General features: G+C 63.8%; 6 protein-coding genes and 1 pseudogene. 3 read left to right on the forward strand and 4 right to left on the reverse strand.

Translation table 11 applies throughout. The features are described from left to right. Nucleotides 1-193 precede the first annotated feature (193 nt). Nucleotides 194-17251, forward strand: a complete 17058-nt coding sequence (locus tag MHEC_RS00650) for a non-ribosomal peptide synthetase (RefSeq protein WP_082170011.1) — start codon at nt 194-196, stop codon at nt 17249-17251. 59 nt (nt 17252-17310) lie between these two features. Here the strand turns inward: MHEC_RS00650 and MHEC_RS00655 are convergent, their stop codons facing one another. Continuing rightward, nucleotides 17311-17985, reverse strand: coding sequence for a methyltransferase family protein (locus MHEC_RS00655; protein WP_048893357.1), 675 nt, complete (start codon nt 17983-17985; stop codon nt 17311-17313). 94 nt (nt 17986-18079) lie between these two features. Further along, the gene (htpG, locus tag MHEC_RS00660; protein WP_048893356.1) at nt 18080-20011 is read right to left on the reverse strand and encodes a molecular chaperone HtpG; all 1932 of its coding nucleotides are present in this window, start codon (nt 20009-20011) and stop codon (nt 18080-18082) included. A 449-nt stretch (nt 20012-20460) separates the two neighbouring features. On the opposite strand from htpG, the gene MHEC_RS00665 reads away from it, so the two are divergent. Beyond that, the gene (locus MHEC_RS00665) at nt 20461-20766 is read left to right on the forward strand and encodes a COG3415 family protein (RefSeq protein WP_200902215.1); all 306 of its coding nucleotides are present in this window, start codon (nt 20461-20463) and stop codon (nt 20764-20766) included. Between the two features lie 165 nt (nt 20767-20931). Next, nucleotides 20932-21396: an integrase core domain-containing protein gene (locus tag MHEC_RS00670; protein WP_200902214.1), complete on the forward strand. Its 465-nt coding sequence runs from the start codon at nt 20932-20934 to the stop codon at nt 21394-21396. Nucleotides 21397-21697: 301 nt separating this feature from the next. On the opposite strand, the gene ltrA is transcribed toward MHEC_RS00670, so the two are convergent. Continuing rightward, on the reverse strand, nt 21698-23146 hold the full coding sequence (gene ltrA / locus MHEC_RS00675) for a group II intron reverse transcriptase/maturase (protein WP_048893872.1): 1449 nt from the start codon (nt 23144-23146) through the stop codon (nt 21698-21700). Nucleotides 23147-23742: 596 nt separating this feature from the next. Further along, a pseudogene (locus MHEC_RS00680) lies at nt 23743-24919 on the reverse strand (IS3 family transposase); the annotation flags it as partial. Between the last annotated feature and the right edge of the window lie 181 nt (nt 24920-25100).

Below are 25100 nucleotides of genomic sequence, written 5' to 3' on the forward strand. Positions count from 1 at the left end.
CGGGCTTCGCCGATGTTCCAGTCGGATCACGGGTGGTTTGTCGCGAAGCAGACCGATCTGCATGTCGGGTTACAGCGAACAGGAGGGGGCCAATACCCGGCAGAAGGGCGCCAGAAGGCTGGGCGCTAGCCGGGCTTCTGAATGAGTAACACCCAGCTGCTGATAAGCACAACGTGAGTTTTGGGGGAGTTGGATGAGAGCTGACGACCGAGTGTTTCCGCTGACTCGCGGCCAACTCGATATATGGCTTGCTGAGGAATCGGGTCGCTTCGGTGCCAAGTGGCAACTGGGGGAGCTTTTACGAATCGACGGCACAGTAGATACTGATTTGCTGGAGTGGGCGATCCGTCAAACGGTGCACGAGGCCGAACCCCTTCGGGCCGCATTTTTCGAGGTAGACGGCCAGGTGTTCCAGAAGCTAGTCGATTATCCCGATGTTGAGCTTGTTCGCTATGACCTCACGAATTCGCAGAATCCTGCACAGGAAGCCCACCGTATCGCATCGGCGATCCAACGCACGCTGATGCCCCTCAGGGGTCCGCTGTTCAAGTTTGCATTGTTACAGACGCAGCCAGATGAATCTTACTTTTTCGCGTGCTGTCATCATATAGTCATTGACGGAATCGGTCTTGCTCTTGTATGTCATAGGATCGCAGATATTTATTCTGCAGTCGCTTCAGGCAGCCCGGTTCCCCCTGCTTTTTTCGGTTCCCTGAGTGATCTGGTTGATTGCGAGTTAGCGTACGAAGCATCCACCGACTATCTCGAAGATCAGGCTTATTGGGCTACTAACGTTCCACAAGAGAGCGAACCGCCTTATCGGTTGACCGATAGTGGCGCGCGCGAGCGTGACTCGTATGAGACGTCCGCACCAGTTCAATTGGACCCGCTTGTGGTTGCCGGAATCGACAAGTTGTCACAGGCCCTAGGCGTGCGCCGTTCATCTGTGATTACTGCAGCCTGTGCGCTGCTGGTGCGCGGGTATGAGAATGCGGGTTCCGAGGTGGTGCTCGATTTCCCGGTGAGCAGACGTGTGCGTCCCGAAACGAAGACCGTCCCCGGAATGATTTCCGGAGTGGTCCCACTCGTTTTGAAAACCTCAGCGGGTTCTACCGTCGCTAATTTTTGTGAACACGTCAACATGAGAATACGGGAAGCGCTACAGCACCAACGGTTTCCAGTGAATGTTATCGAGAACAAATCGCGCCTCCGCGGCACCGGCCAAGCGTCAAATCGAGTAGTTGTAAATTTCATCCCGGCTACCCATATGGGATATTTAGCCGATGCTCTGGCAACAGGCACCCTGACCCATGCTGGCCTGGTAGATCAGTTTGGGCTGGTCTTTTTTAGGGACGATGATCGGCTATTTCTCAGCACCACGGGAGCTGGGCACGTCTTCTCCAAATGGGACGTCGTCGACCTAGCGCAACGGCTGCAGAAGGTGCTGGCGGAGATGATCGCTGATCCGAAACGGCCGACGTCCTGCGTGGATCTGCTTGATGCGGATGAGTTAGCCCGGCTGGATGGATGGGCGAATCGGGCGGTCTTGACGGCGCCGACACGCCCGTCGGTGTCGATACCCCAAGTGTTCGCTACTCAGGTGGCCTGCACGCCCGACGCTGTGGCGCTGACTTTCGGTGGCATCTCGTTGACCTATAGGGAATTAGACGAGGCGGCTAATCAGTTGGCGCATCTATTGGCTGCTCGAGGGGTGGGCCCGGGACAGCGTGTGGCACTGCTGTTTTCCCGGTCGGCCGAGGCGATCGTAGCGATTCTGGGGGTGCTGAAAACCGGGGCGGCGTATGTGCCGATCGACCCGGCACACCCACCGGCCCGTGTCGCTTTGCTTCTTGAGGATGCCGCGCCGGTCGCAGCGGTCACGACCGCAGATTTGGCCCAGCGTTTCGATGGCCATGATCTGCTGGTCATCGACATCAACGACCCCGCTGTAGAGGCCCAGCCTAATACCGCACTGCTGGCGGCGGCTCCCGATGACATCGCATATTTGATCTATACCTCGGGCACTACTGGAGTGCCTAAGGGAGTCGCCGTAGCCCATCACAACGTCCTCGCGCTGCTGGAGTCCGTGGACAGCGAGCTCGCGGCGGAACAGGTGTGGTCACAGTGGCATTCCTATGCCTTCGATGTCTCGGTGTGGGAGATCTGGGGTGCGCTGCTGCGCGGTGGCCGACTGGTGGTGGTGCCCGATTCGGTAGTCCGTTCACCAGCGGATTTCCACACCTTACTGGTTACCGAACAGGTGACCGTGTTAAGCCAGACCCCGTCGGCGTTTTATGCGCTGCAAACCGCCGATGCGCTGGCGCCGGAGTTGGGAGAGCAGCTCAAGCTTGAGGCCGTGGTGTTTGCCGGCGAAGCACTGGAGCCCCAGCGTCTTGGGGCCTGGCTGGACAATCACCCCGGGTCACCACGGCTGATCAACATGTATGGCACCACCGAGACCACGGTGCATGCGTCGTTTCGGGAGATCGTCGACGACGACGTCGACAGCACTGCCAGCCCGATTGGCGTGCCATTGGGGCATCTTGCCTTCTTTGTGCTCGACGGGTGGCTGCGGCCGGTGCCGGCGGGCGTGGTCGGCGAGTTGTACGTGGCCGGCGCCGGGCTGGGACATGGGTACTGGCGTCGTTCGGTGTTGACGGCGTCGCGGTTTGTGGCCTGCCCATTCGGCGGTGTTGGGGCGCGCATGTATCGCACCGGGGATTTAGTGTGCTGGCGCACCGGCGGTCAGCTGGACTATCTGGGGCGCGCCGATGAGCAAGTCAAGATCCGCGGGTATCGCATCGAACTCGGTGAGGTGCGCGCGGCGCTGGCCAATTGCGATGGGGTGGAGCAGGCGGTGGTGGTCGCCCGGGAGGACCGTCCCGGTGACAAACGCCTGGTCGGCTACATCACCGGCACCGCCGATCCGGCCATGGCGCGTAGCGCGCTGGCTGAGTGCTTGCCCGAGTACATGATTCCGGCCGCGGTGGTAGTGCTGGATGCGCTGCCGCTGACCGTCAACGGCAAACTCGACAAGCGGGCTCTGCCGGCACCGGAGTACACCGATGCCGATCGGTACCGCGCCCCGGCCGACGCGGTGGAGGAAACCCTGGCGAGCATCTACGCCGAGGTGCTGGGTCTCGAGAGGGTCGGGGTCGACGACTCCTTTTTCGAACTGGGCGGGGACAGCATTCTGTCGATGCAAGTCGTAGCCCGCGCTCGTGCCGCCGGTGTGCTTTGCCGGCCGCGTGATGTGTTCGTCGAGCAGACCGTGGCCCGCCTGGCCCGGGTGGCCAAGGTGGCCGACGGGGCCGCGGGTCCGGTCGACGAGGGTATCGGGCCGGTGGTGGCTACCCCGATCATGCGCTGGCTGCTGGGCATGGAAGGCCCGGTGGAGCAGTTCAGCCAGACCATGGTGCTTCAGGCCCCCGTTGGAGCAACCCAGGCCGACGCGGTGGTGCTATTGCAGGCGTTGCTCGATCGGCATGCCATGCTGCGGGCCCGCGTCGAGAACGACGGCACCGGAGGATGGCGGTTATGGGTGCCCGAGATCGCGTCGGTGGACGCTCTCGAATGCCTGCACACTGTTGACACGTTCTCTGACGAGGCACTCGTCACGGCGCGGTCGCGACTCAACCCGGCCGCCGGGGCGATGCTGAGTGCCGTATGGGTTGCCTGCGCGAACCAGTTGGTGCTGATCATCCACCATCTGGCTGTCGATGGGGTGTCCTGGCGCATCTTGGTAGATGACCTCAACACCGCATGGACTCAACACTGCGCCGGTCAGACCGTGCGGCTGCCGGTCTCGGGGACGTCGTTTGCCCGCTGGTCTGCGCTGCTAGCTGAGCAGACCTACTCCCCGGAAGTCGTGGGGCAAGCCGAGGCGTGGCGGCAGGTGGCGGCCACGCCTGCGGTGCTGGCCGCGAGGCGTCCCCAGGTGGACACATTTGCCACAGCGGGGCATCTATCGGCGGAGCTCGATCCAGAGACCACCCGTATCCTGCTCGGGGCGGCTCCCGCGGCGTTTCGCACCGGGGTGCATGAGATTCTGTTGATCGCGTTCGGGCTCGCGTTCGCGGAGTTTCTCGACAACCACGGTGCGCCGATAGCCATCGATGTCGAGGCCCATGGCCGGCAGGAGGAACTCGCACCCGATGTAGACCTGTCGCGCACAGTCGGGTGGTTCACCATCAAACACCCGGTCGCGTTGACGGTAGCCGCGCTGGAGTGGACGCAGGTATCGGGCGGCGATGCGGCGTTGGGGAAGGTCGTCAAAGACGCCAAAGAGCAGCTTCGTGCCCTGCCTGACGGCCTGACCTACGGTCTGCTGCGTTACCTGAACGCCGACGTCAACTTGGGCGGGGCTGAGCCTTCGATCGGGTTCAACTATTTGGGCCGTTTGGGTCCTTCAGCGGCTGAAAGCTCCGATGCGTTGTGGCGAATTGACCATGATGGCATGTCGTTGACCACGGCGCCATTGCCCATACCGCTGCCACACGTCGTGGACCTTAACGCGGGCACCGTCGAAAGCGACACCGGCCCGCGTCTGCAGGCGCACTGGACTTGGGCACCCTCTGTGCTCGATCACAACCAAGTCAGCCGGCTGAGCCAGCTGTGGTTTGAGGCTCTGGCCGGTATTAGCGCACATGTGCTCGCCGGTGGGGGCGGATTGACGCCGTCGGACATCCTTCCGGCCCGCCTGAGCCAGCAGCAGATCGAGCAGATCCAGCAGCATTACCAGGTCGCTGATGTGCTGCCGTTGACCCCGCTGCAGCAAGGACTGCTCTTTCACGCCAGCACCGCACAAGCTACCGACAACCTGTACGTGATGCAGCTCGATATCACCGTCGCCGGCCCGCTTGACCCCCACCGATTACACGACGCCGTGCAAACGGTGGTCAACCGTCATCCGAACCTGGCGGCCCGATTCTGCGACCAGTTCGACGAGCCGGTGCAGATCATCCCGGCCGATCCCGCGGCGCCCTGGCGGTATGTCGTAGTCGACGGCGGAGATGTCGATGAGCAGATCCGACGGCTGGTCGCCACCGAACTGGCTGAGGTTGGCGACCTCGCTGACCGGCCAGCTTTCCGTGCTGCTTTGGTTCGCACTGCCGAAAACCTGCACCGGATCGTGCTGACTCTCCACCACGTCGTGGCGGACGGGTGGTCGCTGCCGATCCTGGTGGGCGAAATATTCGCCAGCTACGACGGGCGGCGGCTGCCCGCTGCCCCGCCGTATCGTGACTTCGTCGCCTGGCTGGCCGGTCGCGATCTTGATGCGGCCCGCGCGGCCTGGCGTGAGGTGTTCGACGGCTTCGACACCCCCACCCTGGTGGGCCCGCAGGGCCGCGTAGGGCCGGGCCGGCGAGGCGTTGCGTCGTACGGTGTGCCGGCTGAAACCACCAGCGCTCTCAGCGAGCTGGCGCGCTCTCATCGCACCACCGTGAATACCGTGCTGCAGGCGGCTTTTGCGCAGCTACTGATGCGGCTGACCGGCCGCCATGATGTCGCTTTCGGCACGACAGTATCGGGTAGGCCTGCCGAGGTTCCCGGCGCAGACTCGATGGTGGGCCTTTTGGTGAACACGGTGCCCGTGCGCACGCGGGCCACGGCGCAGACCACCATTGCCGAGCTGCTCGACCAGTTGCACGACGCCCACAACCGCACACTCGACCACCATTATCTGGCGCTCAACGAAATTCACCGCGTGACCGGTCACGAGCAACTCTTCGACAGCTTGTTCGTATACGAGAACTACCCAATCGACGTCACTGCATTGTCAGGCGTCGACGGGTTGGCCGTCAGCGAAATCACCAACCGCGAATACAACCACTACCCCCTTGCCGTGCAAGCCATTCCGGGCAGCGAACTGAGGCTACGCGTCGAATTCGACACCGATGTGTTTGACGCGGCCGGCATCGAATCACTCATCGAGCGACTGCAGAAGTTGTTGACCCTCATGACCACCGATCCCGGGCGGCGGCTGTCGTCGGTGGATGCGATGGGCGCCGATGAGCGCACCGACCTGGATAGGTGGGCCAACCGCGGGGTCCTGAACGCGCCCCCAACTGCGACGGCGTCGATTCCGGAAGTCTTTGCCGCCCAGGTGGCCCGCACGCCCGACGCTGTGGCGCTGACTTTCGGTGGCATCTCGTTGACCTATAGGGAATTAGACGAGGCGGCTAATCAGTTGGCGCATCTATTGGCTGCTCGAGGGGTGGGTCCGGGACAGCGTGTGGCACTGCTGTTTTCCCGGTCGGCCGAGGCGATCGTAGCGATTCTGGGGGTGCTGAAAACCGGGGCGGCGTATGTGCCGATCGACCCGGCACACCCACCGGCCCGTGTCGCTTTGCTTCTTGAGGATGCCGCGCCGGTCGCAGCGGTCACGACCGCAGATTTGGCCCAGCGTTTCGATGGCCATGATCTGCTGGTCATCGACATAAACGACGCTGCGCTTACCGCCCAGCCCCACTCTGCGTTGTCGCAACCGGGGCCGGATGAGATCGCGTACGTGATCTACACGTCGGGCACCACGGGTGTCCCCAAGGGGGTGGCGATTGCGCATAGCAATGTGACTCAGCTGCTGGCGACCCTAGACGCCGAGCTGGGGCTATCGACGGGACGGGTGTGGACGCAGTGTCATTCACTGGCGTTCGACTTTTCGGTGTGGGAGATCTTCGGCGCCTTGCTGTTTGGTGGCCGGCTGGTGGTGGTTCCCGACGCGGTGGTCCGCTCACCAGAAGACTTGCACGCCTTGCTGATTGCCGAGCAGGTCAGCATGTTCAGCCAGACTCCGTCGGCGTTCTATGCGTTGCAAACCGCCGACACTCAACACCGGGACCGCAGACAGCGACTGGCGCTGCAGGCAGTGGTATTCGGCGGCGAGGCGCTAGAACCGCAACGGCTTGGGAAGTGGCTAGAAAGCCATCCGAAAGCGCCGCGGCTGATCAACATGTACGGCATCACCGAGACGACCGTGCATGCCTCGTTCCGGCAGATCGTCGACACCGACGTGGACAACGCCGCCAGCCCCATCGGGGTGCCGTTGGCCCATCTCGGCTTCTTCGTGCTGGATGGGTGGTTGCGGCCGGTGCCTGCCCGGGTGGTCGGCGAGTTGTATGTGGCCGGCGCCGGCTTGGCGTACGGGTATGTCGGGCGCGCGGGGTTGACGGCTTCGCGGTTTGTGGCGTGCCCGTTCGGTGGTCCCGGGGCGAGGATGTATCGCACCGGAGATCTGGTGCGTTGGCGTGCTAATGGCCAACTGGATTATCTAGGTCGCGCTGATGAGCAGGTTAAGATTCGCGGGTACCGCATCGAACTCGGTGAAGTGCAGGCGGCGCTGAGCGCACTAGAGGGCGTGGAGCAGGCGGTAGTGATCGCCCGCGAAGACCGCCCGGGTGACAAGCGTTTGGTCGGCTATATCATCGGGACCGCCGAGCCGGCCGCGATCCGCGAGAAGCTGGCCGAGCGGCTGCCGGGTTATATGGTGCCGGCCGCGGTGGTAGTGCTGGACGTATTGCCGTTGACGGTCAACGGCAAACTCGACACCCGGGCATTGCCGGCACCGGAGTACACGCATGCCGAACGTTTCCGGGCCCCGGCCGATGCGGTCGAGGAGATCTTGGCGGGCATCTACGCCCAAGTGCTTGGTGTCGAACGGGTCGGCGTCGACGACCCATTCTTCCAGCTGGGTGGGGACTCGCTGTCGGCGATGCGGCTAGTCGCCGCGGTCAATGGCGGCCTGCACGCCGGTCTTGCGGTGCGTACAGTTTTCGAGGCGCCCACCGTTGCTCAGCTAGCCCGGCGTATCGATGTCGACGGCGGACATCGGCTTGCGCCAGTGGTGGCAGTCCCGCGGCCTGCAGTAGTCCCGCTGTCTTTCGCTCAGCAGCGGTTGTGGTTCCTGGAGCAGTTGCAAGGGCCCTCACCGGTTTACAACATGGCGGTGGCCTTGAGGCTGCGTGGGCACCTCGACGCCCAGGCTTTGGGCCACGCGCTAGCCGACGTGGTGGCCCGGCATGAGAGCCTGCGCACCCTGATCGTGGCCGTCGACGGGACACCTCAGCAGGTGCTGGTTCCGGCCGAACGGGCCGACTTCGGGTGGGAGGTCGTCGATGCCGCCGCCTGGCCGCCGACCCAACTGAAGGAGGCTATCGGCACCACGGTGCGGCACAGTTTCGATCTGGCGACCGAGATTCCTTTATACGCAAGGCTTTTCCGCATCACCGACGATGAGCATGTGTTGGTCACTGTGGTGCACCATGTGGCAGCCGACGGCTGGTCGATCACTCTATTGGCACGTGACCTGAATATGGCCTACGCCAGCCGGTGTGCGGGGCGTGCCCCCGATTGGAAGCCGCTGCCGGTGCAATACGCCGATTACGCACTGTGGCAGCGGGCCCAGCTGGGTGATCTCGATGACCCAGACAGCCCCGTCGCCGCCCAGCTCGCCTATTGGGAACGGTTACTGGCCGGGATGCCCGAACGCCTTGACCTACCCACCGATCGGCCCTACCCCCCGGTTGCGGATCAGCGCGGCGCCAGGGTGGCGGTCAACTGGCCCGCCGAGCTGCAGCAGCGGGTCGCGCGGGTGGCACGTGAACACAACGCGACCAGTTTCATGGTGGTACAGGCCGCCCTGGCAGTGCTGCTGGGGAAGCTCAGCGCGAATTCGGATGTGGCGGTAGGGTTTCCGATCGCTGGGCGTCGCGATCCTGCCCTAGACGAGCTGGTGGGGTTTTTCGTCAACACCTTGGTGCTGCGGGTCGACCTCGCCGGCGATCCCACCGTGGCCGAGTTGCTGGACCAGGTGCGTGTGCGCAGCCTGGCCGCCTACGAGCACCAAGACGTGCCGTTCGAGGTGCTCGTCGACCGCCTCAACCCGGCGAGGTCGTTGAGCCATCACCCGCTGGTGCAGGTGATGATGGCCTGGCAAAACACCGACCCCGCCGCCGGATTGGTGTTGGGTAACCTGCGGGTTACTCAGCTCCCTGTTGACACTCGCAGCGCCCGGATGGACGTGGCGTTCTCCCTCGGCGAGCACTGGAGCACGGCCGGGGAAGCTGCCGGGATTTCCGGGGAAGTAGAGTTTCGCACCGATGTGTTCGATGCGGCCAGCATCGAAACGCTGATCGAGCGGTTGCGGCGGGTATTGGTGGCGCTGACCGCGAACCCCGATCGCCGGTTGTCGTCGATTGATGTGCTCGACGGGGCTGAGCATGCCCGGCTCGATGAGATCGGAAATCGCGCGGTGTTGACCCAGCCGTCGGCCACGCCGGTGTCGATTCCGGAACTTTTCAGTGCACAGGTGGCCCGGGCCCCAGAGGCCGTGGCGCTGGTTTGCGGTGGCCGGTCTTGGACGTACCGCCAGCTTGACGAGGTGGCGAACCGGTTGGCGCACTTGCTGGTTGGTTACGGCGCTGGCCCCGGGCGATGTGTGGCGCTGCTGTTTTCGCGGTCGGCTGAGGCGATCGTGGCGATTTTGTCCGTGCTCAAGACCGGGGCGGCCTACCTGCCGATCGACCCGGCACTGCCGCCGACCCGAATCGGGTTCATGCTCGACGACGCGGCGCCGATCGCCGCCCTCACCACCAGGGAGCTGCGGTCACGGCTGGCCGGGCACGAGTTGCTGGTCATCGACGTCGATGACCCCGCAGTCGGCTCGCAACCCAGTACCGCCTTGCCGGGCCCGGCAGCTGAGGACATCGCGTACATGATCTATACCTCGGGGACGACCGGGGTGCCCAAGGGCGTGGCGATCACCCACCACAACGTCACGCAACTGTTGGAGTCGTTGGATGCCGACCTGCCGGCGACGGGCGTGTGGACCCATAGCCACTCCTTGGCCTTCGACGTCTCGGTGTGGGAGATCTTCGGTGCGCTGTTGCGCGGCGGTCGGCTAGTGGTGGTGCCCGAGTCGGTGACCGGCCTGCGGGAAGACTTCCACGACCTGCTGGTTGCCGAACAGGTCACTGTGCTCACCCTGACCCCTTCCGCGGTGAAAGTGCTCTCCCCAGAGGGGTTGGAGTCGACAGCGTTGGTGATGGCCGGGGAGGCCTGCCCTGCCGAGGTGGTAGAGCGGTGGGCGCCCGGGCGGGTAATGATCAACGCTTACGGCCCTACCGAAACCACAATGTGTGTGGCGATCAGCGCGCCATTGACACCGGGATCGGCAGTGCCGATTGGTTCGCCGGTTCCGGGGGCGGCGTTGTTCGTGCTCGATGCATGGTTGCGCCCGGTGCCCCCAGGGGTGGTCGGCGAGTTATACGTAGCCGGTCGCGGGCTGGCGTATGGGTATGTGCGTCGGGCCGGATTGACCGCGTCGCGGTTTGTCGCCTGCCCGTTCAGTGGCGCGGGCACGCCGGGAATGCGCATGTATCGGACCGGAGACCTGGTGCGCTGGGGCGCTGATGGGCAGCTGCATTATCTGGGCCGGGCCGACGAGCAGGTCAAGATCCGCGGATTTCGCATCGAGCTGGGCGAGGTCCAGACAGCGTTAAGTGCATTAGAGGGCGTGGAGCAGGCGGTGGTAATCGCGCGCGAGGACCGCCCCGGCGACAAGCGGCTGGTGGCCTATATCACCGGCACTGCGACCCCGGCCGGAATCCGCATTCAGCTGGCGCAGCGCCTGCCCGCTTACATGGTGCCAGCGGCGGTGGTGGTGGTGGACGCGTTGCCGTTGACCGTCAACGGCAAACTCGATACCCGGGCCCTGCCAGCACCGGAGTACACCGATACGGATCGGTATCGCGCCCCGGCCACTGCGGTCGAGGAGATCCTGGCCGGAATCTATGCTCGGGTGCTCGGCGTAGAGCGGGTCGGAGCCGATGACTCGTTCTTCGATCTGGGCGGCGATTCGCTGTCGGCGACGCGACTGGTGGCGGCTGTCAACGCAGGTCTGGATGCCGGGCTTGCGGTCCGCACGGTCTTTGAGGCGCCGACAGTCGCCCAGCTGGCTCCACGTCTCCGTGAGCAGACGAGGCGACTCGAGCCGCTAAAGCCAGTTGAGCGGCCCGCGATGATCCCGTTGTCGTTTGCACAGCAGCGGTTGTGGTTCATCGACCAGTTGCAGGGGCCGTCCCCGATGTACAACATGGCGGTGGCCCTGCGGCTGCGTGGGCACCTTGATGCTCAGGCGCTGGGCCAAGCGCTTGCCGATGTGGTGGGCCGCCACGAAAGCCTGCGAACCCTGTTTGTGTCGGTCGATGGGATACCGCAGCAGGTAGTCGTTCCCAGTGAGCAGGTTGACTTTGGCTGGGATGTTGTTGATGCGGGCGGTTGGACAGCGGCCTACCTCGATCACGCCATCGACACAGCGGTGCGGCACAGCTTCGATCTTGCAGCCGAGATTCCCTTGCGGGCAAAGCTTTTCAAGCTTGCCGACGATGAGCATGTTGTGGTCGCCACCCTGCACCACATCGCCGCCGACGGCTGGTCGATCGCCCCGCTGATGCGCGATCTGGGCGCGGCTTACGCCGGCCGATGTGCTGGGCGGGCTCCCGACTGGGCTCCGTTGCCCGTGCAGTACGCCGACTACACGCTTTGGCAGCGCGCGCAGTTCGGGGACGTCGATGACAGCCAAAGCCCGATCGCCGCTCAGCTGGCTTACTGGGAGCAGGCCCTGGCCGGCCTGCCCGAGCGGCTGGATCTGCCCACCGACCGGCCCTATCCGCCGGTGGCCGATCACCGCGGCGCCCGGTTGACCGTCAACTGGCCGGCCGAGCTGCAGCAGCAGATGGCGCGGGTCGCCCGCGAGAACAACGCCACCAGTTTCATGGTCATGCAGACCGCCCTTGCGGTGCTGCTCTCCAAGCTCAGCGCCAGCTCCGACGTGGCCGTCGGGTTCCCTATCGCCGGGCGCCGCGACCCGGCCCTCAACGAGCTGGTCGGATTCTTCGTCAACACCCTGGTCCTGCGGGTCGACCTGGCCGGTGATCCAACTATGGCCGAGCTGCTGGAGCAGGTGCGGGCGCGCAGCCTGGCCGCCTACGAGCACCAGGATGTGCCCTTCGAGCTGTTGGTCGAGCGGCTCAACCCCACCCGCAGCCTGACCCATTCCCCGCTGGTGCAGGTCGTCTTGGGCTGGCAGAACTTCGCTCGGCACACCACTGAGCCCGCCGCAGCGGTGCCCCTGGGTGATCTGGAGGTTACCCCACTGCCGGTCGACACCCGAACTGCCCGGATGGATCTCACGTTTGCTCTGGCCGAACACTGGACAGAGAGTGGGAAGCCCGCCGGAATTGCCGGGGAAGTGGAATTTCGCACTGACGTGTTTGATGCGCCCAGCATCGAGGCGCTGATTGAGCGGGTGCGGCGGGTGTTGATGGCGGTGACGGCTGATCCGACGCGACGGTTGTCATCGATCGATTTGCTGGACGAAAGCGAGCACGCGCAGCTTGGTGATTGGGGTAATCGGGCGGTGTTGACCCGGCCAACGGCGGCGCCGGTGTCGATTCCTGCGCTGTTCGCCGAGCAGGTGGCCCGCTCCCCGGAGTCAGAGGCCCTCACCTGCGGCGGTCGGTCGATGACTTACCGCGAATTGGACGAGGCTGCCAATCGGTTGGCGCATCTTCTGACCAACCACGGCGTGGGTCCGGGACAGCGCGTCGGGGTGCTGATGCCCCGGTCGGCCGAGGCGATCATCGCGATCGTGGCCGTACTCAAAACCGGAGCCGCGTACGTGCCGATGGATCCGGCGCACCCGTTGGCCCGCCTCAGGTTTTTGCTTGAGGATGCCGCGCCGCGGGCGGTGATTACCACCGCCGCGTTGGCTGACCGCGTGGGTAGGGTCGAGCCGCTGGTCATCGACATAAACGACGCTGCGCTTACCGCCCAGCCCCACTCTGCGTTGTCGCAACCGGGGCCGGATGAGATCGCGTACGTGATCTACACGTCGGGCACCACGGGTGTCCCCAAGGGGGTGGCGATTGCGCATAGCAATGTGACTCAGCTGCTGGCGACCCTAGACGCCGAGCTGGGGCTATCGACGGGACGGGTGTGGACGCAGTGTCATTCACTGGCGTTCGACTTTTCGGTGTGGGAGATCTTCGGCGCCTTGCTGTTTGGTGGCCGGCTGGTGGTGGTTCCCGACGCGGTGGTCCGCTCACCAGAAGACTTGCACGCCTTGCTGATTGCCGAGCAGGTCAGCATGTTCAGCCAGACTCCGTCGGCGTTCTATGCGTTGCAAACCGCCGACACTCAACACCGGGACCGCAGACAGCGACTGGCGCTGCAGGCAGTGGTATTCGGCGGCGAGGCGCTAGAACCGCAACGGCTTGGGAAGTGGCTAGAAAGCCATCCGAAAGCGCCGCGGCTGATCAACATGTACGGCATCACCGAGACGACCGTGCATGCCTCGTTCCGGCAGATCGTCGACACCGACGTGGACAACGCCGCCAGCCCCATCGGGGTGCCGTTGGCCCATCTCGGCTTCTTCGTGCTGGATGGGTGGTTGCGGCCGGTGCCTGCCCGGGTGGTCGGCGAGTTGTATGTGGCCGGCGCCGGCTTGGCGTACGGGTATGTCGGGCGCGCGGGGTTGACGGCTTCGCGGTTTGTGGCGTGCCCGTTCGGTGGTCCCGGGGCGAGGATGTATCGCACCGGAGATCTGGTGCGTTGGCGTGCTAATGGCCAACTGGATTATCTAGGTCGCGCTGATGAGCAGGTTAAGATTCGCGGGTACCGCATCGAACTCGGTGAAGTGCAGGCGGCGCTGAGCGCACTAGAGGGCGTGGAGCAGGCGGTAGTGATCGCCCGCGAAGACCGCCCGGGTGACAAGCGTTTGGTCGGCTATATCATCGGGACCGCCGAGCCGGCCGCGATCCGCGAGAAGCTGGCCGAGCGGCTGCCGGGTTATATGGTGCCGGCCGCGGTGGTAGTCCTGGACGTATTGCCGTTGACGGTCAACGGCAAACTCGACACCCGGGCATTGCCGGCACCGGAGTACACGCATGCCGAACGTTTCCGGGCCCCGGCCGATGCGGTCGAGGAAATTCTGGCTGGCATCTTCGGTGAGGTACTCGGGCTGGAGCGGGTCAGCGTCGCTGACTCGTTCTTCGAGTTGGGCGGCGACAGCATCCTTTCGATGCAGGTCGTGGCGCGGGCGCGCGCCGCGGGTCTGCTGCTGAGACCGCGCGATGTTTTCGTCGAGCAGACGGTGGCCCGACTGGCTCAAGTGGCCCGGGTGGGAGAGGCGGCCAATGGCGCGGTCGATGAGGGGATCGGCCAGTTGCCCGCCACCCCGATCATGTGCTGGCTGCGCAGCCTGGGTGGCGCGGTGGAGCAGTTCAACCAGGCGGTGGTGCTTCAAGCACCTGCCGGGGCGAGCGAGTCGGACGTGGCGGTGTTGGTCCAGGCGTTGCTGGATCGGCATGCCATGTTGCGGGCACGAGTCGATGATGACGGCGCGGGGGGTTGGGTGTTGACGGTGCCCGAGCCGGGGTCGGTGGACGCGCGGGCCTGCCTACACACCGTAGGGGTGCTCTCCGATGACAGCTTGATCACCGCGCGCTCACGGCTGGATCCGGCTGCCGGGCTGATGCTCAGCGTGCTATGGGTGAGCTCCACTGGCCAGCTGGTGTTGTTGATTCACCACCTAGCGGTCGATGGGGTGTCGTGGCGGATCCTGGTGGAAGACCTCAACCTTGCCTGGGCCCAGCACCGTGGCGGCCAGCCGATCGCCTTGCCGCCGCCGGGAACGTCGTTTGCCCGATGGGCGTCGTTGCTGACCGAGTATGCGCACCGCCCGGACGTGGTCGCCCAAGCGCAGGCGTGGCGGCAGGTCGCAGCGACCCCAGCTGTGCTGCCTGCAGTCCACCCCGAGACAGACACGTTCGCCACCGCCGGGTACTTGTCGCGGCAGCTGGAGGTCGAGACCACCCGCATGCTGCTCGGGCAGGTGCCAACGGCCTTCCATGCAGGGGTGCATGAGATCCTTCTCATCGGCTTCGCTTTGGCGGTGGCGGAGTTCTCATGCACCGGCGCGCCCATCGGCATCGATGTGGAGGGTCACGGTCGCTACGAGGATATTGCCCCAGAGGTGCACCTTTCGCGCACGGTAGGGTGGTTTACCACCAAAAACCCGGTGTCGTTAACGGTCAATGCCCCTGACTGGACGCAAGTGATGGGTGGCGAGGCAGCACTGGGAGCGGTCATCAAGCACGCTAAAGAGCAGCTGCGCGCCCTGCCGAATCCCCTGACCTATGGCCTGCTGCGCTATCTGAACAATGACGTCGACATCGCCGAATCGGACCCGCCCATCGGATTCAACTACCTGGGCCGGCTGGGCGGCTCCGGCGAACTGTCCGCTGAGATGTGGCGCATCAGCCCGCAGAGTTTGTCGCTGACCGGCGCGGCCGCAGCCATTCCAGTGCCGTTGCCGCACACCCTGGAGCTCAACGCTGGCATCATCGAGTCCGACGCCGGGCCGCAGCTACACGCTAACTGGACCTGGGCGCCCTCGGCGCTGGATTACGCCCAGGTTGCCAGGCTGAGCCGGTTGTGGTTTGAGGCGTTGCGCGGTATCTGCGCGCACGTGCGCGCCGGTGGCGGAGGATTGACCCCGTCGGATATTGCGCCTGCCCGGCTGAGCCAACAGCAAATCGATGCGCTGCAAGAGCAGCAGCGTGTCGCTGACGTTTTGCCGCTCACCCCGCTGCAGCAGGGACTACTCTTCCACGCCACCGTCGCCAAGGGCAGCGGCGACGATGTGTACGCCGTACAACTAGATTTCACCATCGTCGGTCCGCTGGATCCGCACCGGCTGCGCGACGCGGTGCACACGGTGGTCACCCGCCATCCCAACTTGGTGGCCCGATTCTGCGATAGGTTCGACGAGCCGGTGCAGGTCATTCCTGCTGACCCTGCCCCGCCGTGGCGCTACCTAGAGCTCGACCGTGACCGCGCCGATGCCGAGGAGCAAATCCAGCGGGTGTGCGCCGAGGAACGCGCCGCTGTCTACGAGTTGGCCGATGAGCCGGCCTTCCGGGTGGCATTGATCCGCGCCGCGGGACAACGGCACCGGTTTGTGCTCACCAACCACCACATCGTGCTCGACGGATGGTCGATGCCGATTCTGCTACGGGAGATCTTCGCCAGCTACTACGGGCAGCGCCTACCCGCTGCTGTTCCGTACCGCAAGTTCGTTCATTGGTTGGCGGGTCGGGATCGCGCTGCAGCCCAAGCAGTTTGGCGTGAGGTGTTCGATGGCTTTGAATCCCCCACGCTGGTGGGCCCGCCGGATCGGTTAGGGCTCGGGCCTCGAAGCGTTGAATCATTCCTGGTACCCGAAGAGACTACTCGTGCCATCTGGGAGCTGGCCCGCTCACATCACGTCACGGTCAACACCGTGCTGCAGGGCGCATGGGCGCAGCTGCTGATGTGGCTGACCGGCCGCCACGATGTCGCATTCGGTGCCGTCGTCTCCGGTAGGCCAGCCGAGGTAGCCGGCGCCGAATCGATGGTAGGCCTGTTGATCAACACTGTGCCGGTGCGTGCAACCATCACCCCAGCAACCACCACCACCGACCTCTTGGACCAGCTGCAACGCGCTCACAACAACACCCTCGAGCACCAGCACCTGTGGCTGAGGGACATCCACCGCATCACTGGCCATTACCGATTGTTCGACACAGTGCTTGTTTACGAAAACTACCCGGTTGACACTGCCGAGATATCCAGCGTCGACGGCTTGGGTGTCACCCAATTGTCAGTCCGCGACTATTACCACTACCCGCTGGCGATGCAAGCCGTGCCTGGAGCCGAGCTGGACCTTCGCGTCCAATACCGCACGGATGTTTTCGACGTCGCCAGCATCAAAACGCTCATGGCCCAGTACAAACGGGTATTGGGTGCGATGACCACCGACCCCTCCCAGCGGCTGTCGTCGACAGGCGAACTCGCCGAAGGCGCGACAATGCTGAGCCAGCCGGCTACCTCGCCGGTGTCAGCGGCTGAATCACACAACGGTGGTGGTTACCGTGCACCGGCCAACCTGCTCGAACAGATCCTGGCCGATATCTTCACCCAGGTGCTGGGTATCGACCGCATCGGGGTCGACGAGTCGTTTTTCGAGCTGGGCGGAGATTCTCTTGCCGCAATGCGTGCAATCGCCGCGATCAACAGGGCCATGGATATCCGCCTTGTGGTACGCGACTTGCTCGACGCGCCAACCGTGAGCAGCCTGGGCCAGCGGGTCGCTAGGCACGCCAGCTCGGCGGAGCAGGTTCTGGCAATGCGCTGGCCTGACGAGCGGTAAGACCTACGCCGACGACATCGACCGTAAGTGAGACCCGGCTTGGCTCGATCGTGCAACTGCTACCAGATACATGGCACCAGGCGATAGCGGACCTTCTGCGCGTACCCGCTATATCCGTCTAAGTCTTTCTGGAGCAGTTTCTCTTCATCACGGATGCGCAAGGCCAATACAATCAGGCCGGGTACAACGCAGATGAGTCCCCAGTACGAGCCGAGTGCCAACGGTATGCCGACCATCATGATCGCGGTTCCGGTGTACATCGGGTGGCGCACAAGTCGATACAGGCCAGTAGAGACAAGCTTTTGGTCGCGCTCGACTTGCACTGTCGCTGTAGCGTAGCTGTTCTGCACGATCACCAGTGCCGCCACACTCAGGCCACCTGCCACAAGACCGTCGCCGACCAACGATAGTGCCGCCGGTACAACTGCCCAGCCGAAGCGATGGTCTAAGGCGCTGACTGCCAACATTGCAGCAAGTGATAACCATAGCCCAGCCATCACTGCCTTTTGCACTACCCTGGTCTCCACCATCGGCCCGCCACGCATGCGCCGCTGAAGCGCAACAGGATTCGTCTTGAGAAGGTAGATGCCGGGCAGCCATGTCGAAAAGGTATACACGCCCAGAAAAGCCCATCCCTGCCAGTACGAGGCCGTGCCTGCCACCAAAAACACCACCAGCCCAAACACGACAGGCTCAACAAACGCTAAAACCAACACCCTCAAAACTGGTTTCACATAGCCTCCCACCAATCAGCCACCACACCAACAGCATGCCGTGGTCGGCGAACGAAACGCGTGATTTAATACGCGCGGTGCCCGGCAGTAGGCCCTACACAGTGCGAACGAGACGATCTGTGAGCAGTTCCGCGAACTTTGTCGGATCGTCAGGTACGTCTCCTTCAGCGAGAAGTGCTGTGCCGTAGAGTAATTCGGCAGTTTCAGCCAGTCGGCGCATTTGCGTGTCGTCACCGCCGGCCTGGTGAGCATGCTGGAGGCCGATGACGAGCGGATGGGTGGGGTTGAGTTCGAGAATCCGCTTTCCCTTCGGAACCGCCTGTCCCGAAGCGCGGTACATGCGCGCAAGCGCTGGCGTCATGCCGAATGTGGGGGTGATCAGGCAGGCCGGCGAATCGGTCAGCCGCTTCGACAACCGCACCTCTGACACGTGATCGCTCAGGGTCTCTTTTAGCCACGCCAGCAGATCAGCGAACTCCTTCTGCCGTTCTTCACGTTCGGCCTCGCTCTTTTCGTCCTCGGAGTCGAGGTCCACTTCGCCCTTGGCTACCGACTGCAGCCGCTTGCCGTCGAACTCGGGTACGGAGCCCACCCAGATCTCGTCGACCGGGTCAGTGAGCAACAGCACCTCATAACCCTTGGCCCTGAACGCCTCCAGGTGCGGCGACTTCAAAAGTTGTTCCCGCGACTCCCCCGTCGCGTAGAAAATCTGCTCCTGACCCTCCTTCATGCGCTCGACGTACTCCGGGAGCGTGGTGGACACCTGCTCGCTGTGCGTGGACGCGAACGAGCAAATTCGAAGCAACGTGTCCTGGTTGTCGAAGTCCGACATCAGGCCCTCTTTGAGGACGCGACCGAACTGGGTCCAGAACGTGCGGTAGTCCTCCGGCCGGTCGGACTGCATATCCTTGATCGCCGAAAGGATCTTTTTGGTAAGGCGGCGACGGATCGCTGTGATCTGCCGATCTTGTTGCAGCATCTCGCGGGAGACGTTAAGCGACAAATCTTCCGCGTCAACAACGCCCTTGACGAAACGCAGGTAACGCGGCATGAGCTGCTCGCAGTCGCCCATGACGAAAACGCGCTTGACATACAGCTGCACCCCCACCTTGGCGTCCCGGTTGAACAAGTCGAACGGGGCCTGTGAGGGGATGAACAACAGCGCCTGGTACTCGTAGGTGCCCTCGGCCTTCATCGGGATGATCTCGAGCGGCTCGTCCCAGGCGTGCGCGATGTGCTTGTAGAACTCCTTGCACTCCTCCTCGGAGACCTCGTCTTTGGACTTGGCCCATAGCGCTTTCATCGAGTTCAGGGTCTGGGTCTCGATGGTGACCTGCTCTTGGCCGCCCTCCGCGTCGGGGGTTCGTCGCTCGACCTCCATCCGGATGGGCCAGGCAATGAAGTCGGAGTACTTCTTGACCAGCTCCCTGATCTTCCACTCCGCGGTGTAATCGTGTAGCCCGTCCTCGGCATCTGCGGGTTTGAGGTGCAGCGTTACCGAGGTTCCCGCTGGAGCATCGTCGACAGATTCGATGGAGTACGTGCCGTCGCCGCTAGACACCCAGCGGGTGGCATCACTTGCACCGGCCTTGCGGGTGAGCAGCTCGACCCTGTCGGCCACCATGAACGTCGAATAAAACCCGATACCGAACTGACCGATCAGCTCTTCGGAGGCCGCTGCGGTCCTGGCCTCGCGCAACTTCTGGCGCAGCTCGGCGGTCCCCGACTTGGCAAGGGTGCCGATCAGATCCACGACCTCCCTGCGCGTCATCCCGATGCCGTTGTCACGGACCGTGAGGGTGCGTGCCTCCTTGTCCACGTCGATCTCGATGTGCAGATCGGAGGTGTCGACGTCCAGCTCCTTGTTACGCAGTGTTTCCAGCCGAAGCTTGTCCAGCGCATCGGAAGCGTTCGAGATCAACTCTCGTAAAAACGAATCTTTGTTGGAGTAGACCGAGTGGACCAGCAAATCCAGCAGCTGGCGCGCCTCTGCCTGAAACTCCAATCGCTCGACATGGGCAGTCATGTGATCCCCTTCGACACGTGACCGACAACCTACAGGCAATCTGAAAGATAACACCGAGGGCATCGCTGACCAGTGCCAGCAGCAAACTCGGTGCACCGGCCAGGCGGCCTGACTCTAGTAGCGCCGCGCGGACCGCTGAGCGCGCCTGGCCATGTCCTGACGCTAAGTGGTTCCGCTCGTAAATTCGTTGGGGTTCATAACCACGCGGTCGGGTCACCCAGGTAGAGGCCACAGGCGGTGTCGAGAGCGTCTTCGGGTGGCCTGCTGTGTGGCCGGTGGGCAGTACCGAGTCTTGGTAGCCGTTCTTGCTGGCCAGATAGATCGCGAAGCCCCAGCGGGCGGTCCCCGCCGAGGTCAAAGAGCTGGTCTGGAAAACCGTCGACGACGCGGTCGCGGCGGGGTTCGCCCACACCTGGGCATGTGCGCTGTGGGAGGTCTCTGACTCTCGGGTGCATCGCTGGCGGGCGCGGCGCCGCGACACCGGCACCCTGGTCGATGCCGCCCCCGGTGGGCACCCGGTGCACGCTTTGTTGCCCGAGCAAGTGGCCGCGATCCTCGATCTGGTCGAACGCTGGGGTCCGGTCGGCCGCAGCCACCGCAAGGTGGCCCACCGTGGCTCCTACCAGAACATCGTGTGGGTGTCGCCGTCGAGTTCGCACCGCGTGTTGATCGCCCATGGGGTTACCCTGCCTGAACCCTTGCCACGCACCCGACCCGGCGCAAGCCCTGGCCAGACTGGCTGGTGTGGCAACTGAACCGGATCTGGATCTGGGACCTCACGCATTTCACTCGGGCTCGCCGGGGGTGCTTGGCGATCATCGACATGGTCAGCCGAAAGTGGATCGACACTTTGGTCTCAGTGGAGGAGACCGCCACTTAGGCGCAGGTGGTTTTCCGAGCACGCACTCGAGGTTGAAGGGTTGCTGGAGTTGCTCACCGACGAGCGCCTCGACCTCGACCCCGACGACCCGCGCCGCCCGATCCTGCTCGCCGTCAGCGACAACGGGCCGCCGATGACCGCCCGCGACACCCACGCGTTTATGGCGCTGATGGCCATTGCCTGCCACCATGGGCGCCCCGGAGTGCCTCAGGATCAAGCGTGGATCGAGTCGCTTTTCAGCCACGCCAAAGGCGAGTGGCCGCATCTGCAAACCATCACCGGCCCCGCCGTCCTGGAAGCCGAATTAGCGAGAGTACGAACTGAATACAATACGGTTCGGCTCCACGAGTCGATCGGGTATATCACCCCCGACGACGAACACAGCGGTCGCGGTGAGGCCATCCGCCAAGCCCGCCGCGACGGCCTCGAGTGCGCCCGGCAACACCGCCCCAACTACCATCGCCACACCAACACCCCCACCGGGGAGACGTCATGCATTGGGTAATTTTCGGAGCCATCTCTGCGGTTAAGTCAAAAACACCTCACCACCAAAATCCGTTCGAATACTGAATCGCCCTGGGTTTTGTGCACACCGGTTTACTTTGCGCCGGTCGGCTGACCGGTGTGGTGTGCATGGTAGTCGGCCTCGTATTCGATGGGTGGTTTCAGTCCGAGTCGGTGCATGAGCCGGCTGGTGTGTAGGGGTCGGACCGCAGCGCCCTGCCGGTCTTTCGACGCGGTGGGTTTCTGCGGCCCGCCCTCCGAACCGGACGTGCATGTCTCCACGCATCCGGCTCTCCACTTGTTCATGCCGCTGGTGCGGTGTCGGTGTCGGGTGGCCAATTCGCCCATGGTGCAGGGATCTTCGAGCCCCGGTATCGGTAGCGGAGGACCGTCACCGATCGTGGCCGGAACAGCTCGACACGTCGGTCGCTGATCTGCCAGTCAGGCCAGAAGCGACGGCGTAGCGTTCCCCAGGTCAGGCCGAGGTGTCGTTTACGCAGCCAATACGCAACCCGCATGAATGCGAAGTGGTCGACGTAGCAGAAGGTGCGTTTAGACACTCCGTGCTTGAAATAGTTGCACCAGCCCCGTAGCACGGGGTTGACCTGCCGGAGCAGGTCGGCGAGTGTGTGATGTTTGTTGCGGCGCGTCAGTTTCCGGATCTTGCCGGTGATCGAGGCCAGCGATTTCTTCGATGGCCAGGTGTAGACGAACCGCTTGCTGCTGCCCGGTTTGGTTCGCCGCTGGATGCGGAAGCCCAAGAACTCGAAGCCCTCGTCGATGTGGCAGACCCTGGTTTTCTCGACCGACAAGCGCAGGCTCATCGGTGCGAGTACCGCTTCGACCTCATCCCATAGTGCTTCGGCATGAGCGCGTGTGCCGTTGATCAGCACCACGAAATCGTCTGCATAGCGGACGATCCGATAGGTGGCGCCTCCGGCGCGCCGATGCTTGGTGCGCTTCCAGTTCGTATCGAGCGCTTCCCACTGACGCATGAAGTGCTCGTCGAGAACCGACAGGGCGATATTGGCCAGCAGCGGTGAGAGGATCCCGCCCTGGGGAGTGCCGGTCGGCGTATCCCGATGTACCGCATCCTCGGAGAGGATCCCGGCTTTCAGGAACGCCTTGATCAGCGTGAGCACCCGCTTGTCACCGACCCGCATCCGCACCCGATCCATCAGTGCACAATGCGAGATCTCATCGAAGCAGGCCGTGATGTCTGCTTCAAAGACCCACTCGTACCCCTTGTTACCCGAGGTGTAGTGGTGGATCTCGGCGATCGCATCCTGTGCCCGCCGTCTCGGCCGAAACCCATACGAGCACGGCTTGAAATCCGCCTCGTAGATGGGTTCCAGCACCAGCTTCAGCGCTGCCTGCACGATCCTGTCGGCGGTGGTCGGGATTCCCAGGCGTCGCATCTTGCCGTTCGCCTTGGGGATCAACTTCTCCCGCACCGCAACCGGTGTGAACCGGCGTTCTTTCAGGTCGCCTTGCAGTTCTGCAAGGAGTTGCACCGCTCGGTCATCGATGGAGGACGGTGTCACTCCATCGATCCCGGCCGTGCGTGCTCCCTTGTTGCCCCGCACCCTGTTCCACGCCACGACGAGGAACGCTGGGTCATAAACGAGGTTGAACAGATCATCAAACCGGCGGCCCGGATCGGCCACCGCCCAACGATGCAGTTTCCGCTGCATCATGCGTACCCGCAGCCACGCCTCATCGACGTCGGGCCACGGCGCGCCGGTATTCACCAGCGACCTTCGCGCAATGCTCGGCAACCGCGAACAAGCTGGACCCCTTCGCCATGTGACCGGCTTTCCCGGACTCGGACTACTACGGATCCTCCGCCCCCACACGACGGCATCGGCCGGCGACGGACCTTCCCGCCGAAACGCTGGATGCGCTCCGGGAAGGGGACCACCGCGTGGGTTCCCACGTTCACTGTCAGATCGATCGACGGGCGAGGTGCCCAACTATGCTCCTGCGGCATCGCCACGGCTACGCCGCGGGCCTTCACCGTGACCTCCCGACCGGCGGTACAAACCGATCGCGGAGTTCCCCGCACCACACCGTGATACGAGTGTGCGCCGCTGCCCAGCCCAGATCCGCCAGATTCGAGCTGGTGGGAACAGACTTGAGGAGCGTTCAGACGCTGGTTTCTCACGTACACCGTCCCGTCTTGCTTGCCGGACCCGCGTCGTCTGGCAGTGCCGACGCGTCCCGTCGTTGTCAGGGCTGCTTTCCACCCTCATCGGCGTCCCCCGAATCAGGCTGCCCCCAGCTTCAACCCGCTGCCGCGACAGCGGACAGACGAAGGATTCTCACCTCCATTCGATCCCACAGCGCCTCGTGGCGCTCTGTACCAGTGGACCCAGTCGGCGGTGAGGTGCTCGACATCGTGCACCGAGCGCAGCGGCCCGGTTCGGAACGGTGAGTCTTTCCGGATCGCTTCGGTCTTATAGAGACCAATTATTGTCTCCGCCAACGCATTATCGTAGGCGTCTCCGACCGTTCCAATCGACGGCTTCATGCCGGCGAGCATGATCGTCTCCCCGCAGTGCACCGACGTGTACTGCGACCCGGCATCAGAGTGGTGAATCGTCGACCCCGCCAGCGGGTGGCCTTCACGGGCCCGCAGCGCTGCGGCCTGACGGATCGCCGATTCGACGAACCACGAGTGCTTGGTCGTTGAGCACGCCCAGCCGAGGATCCGCCCGGCGTAGGCATCGACGACGAACGCGGTGTAGACGAACACCCCGGTGACCAGGCGAACGTAGGTGAAATCGGCGACCAGAAGCCGGTTGGGGGCATCGACGGCGAAGGTGCGATCCACCAGGTCCGGTGCCCGCTGCGCGGCGGGATCGGCCACGGTAGTGCGGACCTTCTTGACCCGCCGCACCCCTGCCAGCCGTTGGCCCGCATGAGACGCTCCACGGTGCATTTGGCCACCGGAATGCCCTGTCGTTGCAGGTGAGCCCACATCTTGGCCGCACCGTAGAGTGACTCGGGCTTGCGGCGACCATCAGCATCGGGGGTGTAGTAGCCGGCCAGGATCTCAGCGACCGTCATGTCCCACAAGACCCGTTTCGATGGTGGGCGAGCCTGCCAGGCGTAGAAGGTTCTCGGGGCGATCTTGCAGCCATGCTCGCTCAGCACGCGGCAGATCGGAGCGACCCCGAACCGAGCACGATGCTCGGCGATGAATTCACAAATCAACGGTGTCGCGGGTCGCTCTCCCGCGCGAAGAAACTTGTTGCCGCCTTGAGGATTTCGATAGTCTGCTCAAGCTCACGGTTCTTCTTACGCAGCTCGCGCAACTCCCGGCTCTCCGCCGTCGATACCCCAGCGGCCTGGCCGTCGTCGATCTCGGCCTGGCGCACCCACTTGCGCAGGGTCTCCGCGATCATCCCCAACCGGGCCGAGATGGCCCGCATCGCCGCCCACTCGGTGTCGTACTCGTCGCGATGCTCCCGGACCAGCCAGACCGCCTTGGCCTTCATGTCCTGGTCGTACCTCGTTGCCATCGTGCCATCCTTCCCTCAAAAGAAGGTGTGCACGAAACCCGGGATGGTCCATACTATAGCTGCGTGGCGTGCGTGAGCCTTCGGAAAGGCCAGGGCCTCCCCATGCAACCACCCCTCCTATGAGAGCGAAATCACAACTGCCCGCTTAAGCTTGAAGAGCCCTTTTATCGTGGACCAGGTA

Origin of the sequence: Mycobacterium heckeshornense (assembly GCF_016592155.1) — a bacterium.
In the GTDB taxonomy this organism is placed as follows: Bacteria; Actinomycetota; Actinomycetes; order Mycobacteriales; family Mycobacteriaceae; genus Mycobacterium; species Mycobacterium heckeshornense.

Coding starts and splice junctions, on each gene's coding strand:
- htpG (WP_048893356.1), bottom strand. CDS start 20,011: ATGACTGCCCATGTCGAGCGATTGGAGTTTCAGGCAGAGGCGCGCCAG.
- MHEC_RS00650 (WP_082170011.1), top strand. CDS start 194: ATGAGAGCTGACGACCGAGTGTTTCCGCTGACTCGCGGCCAACTCGAT.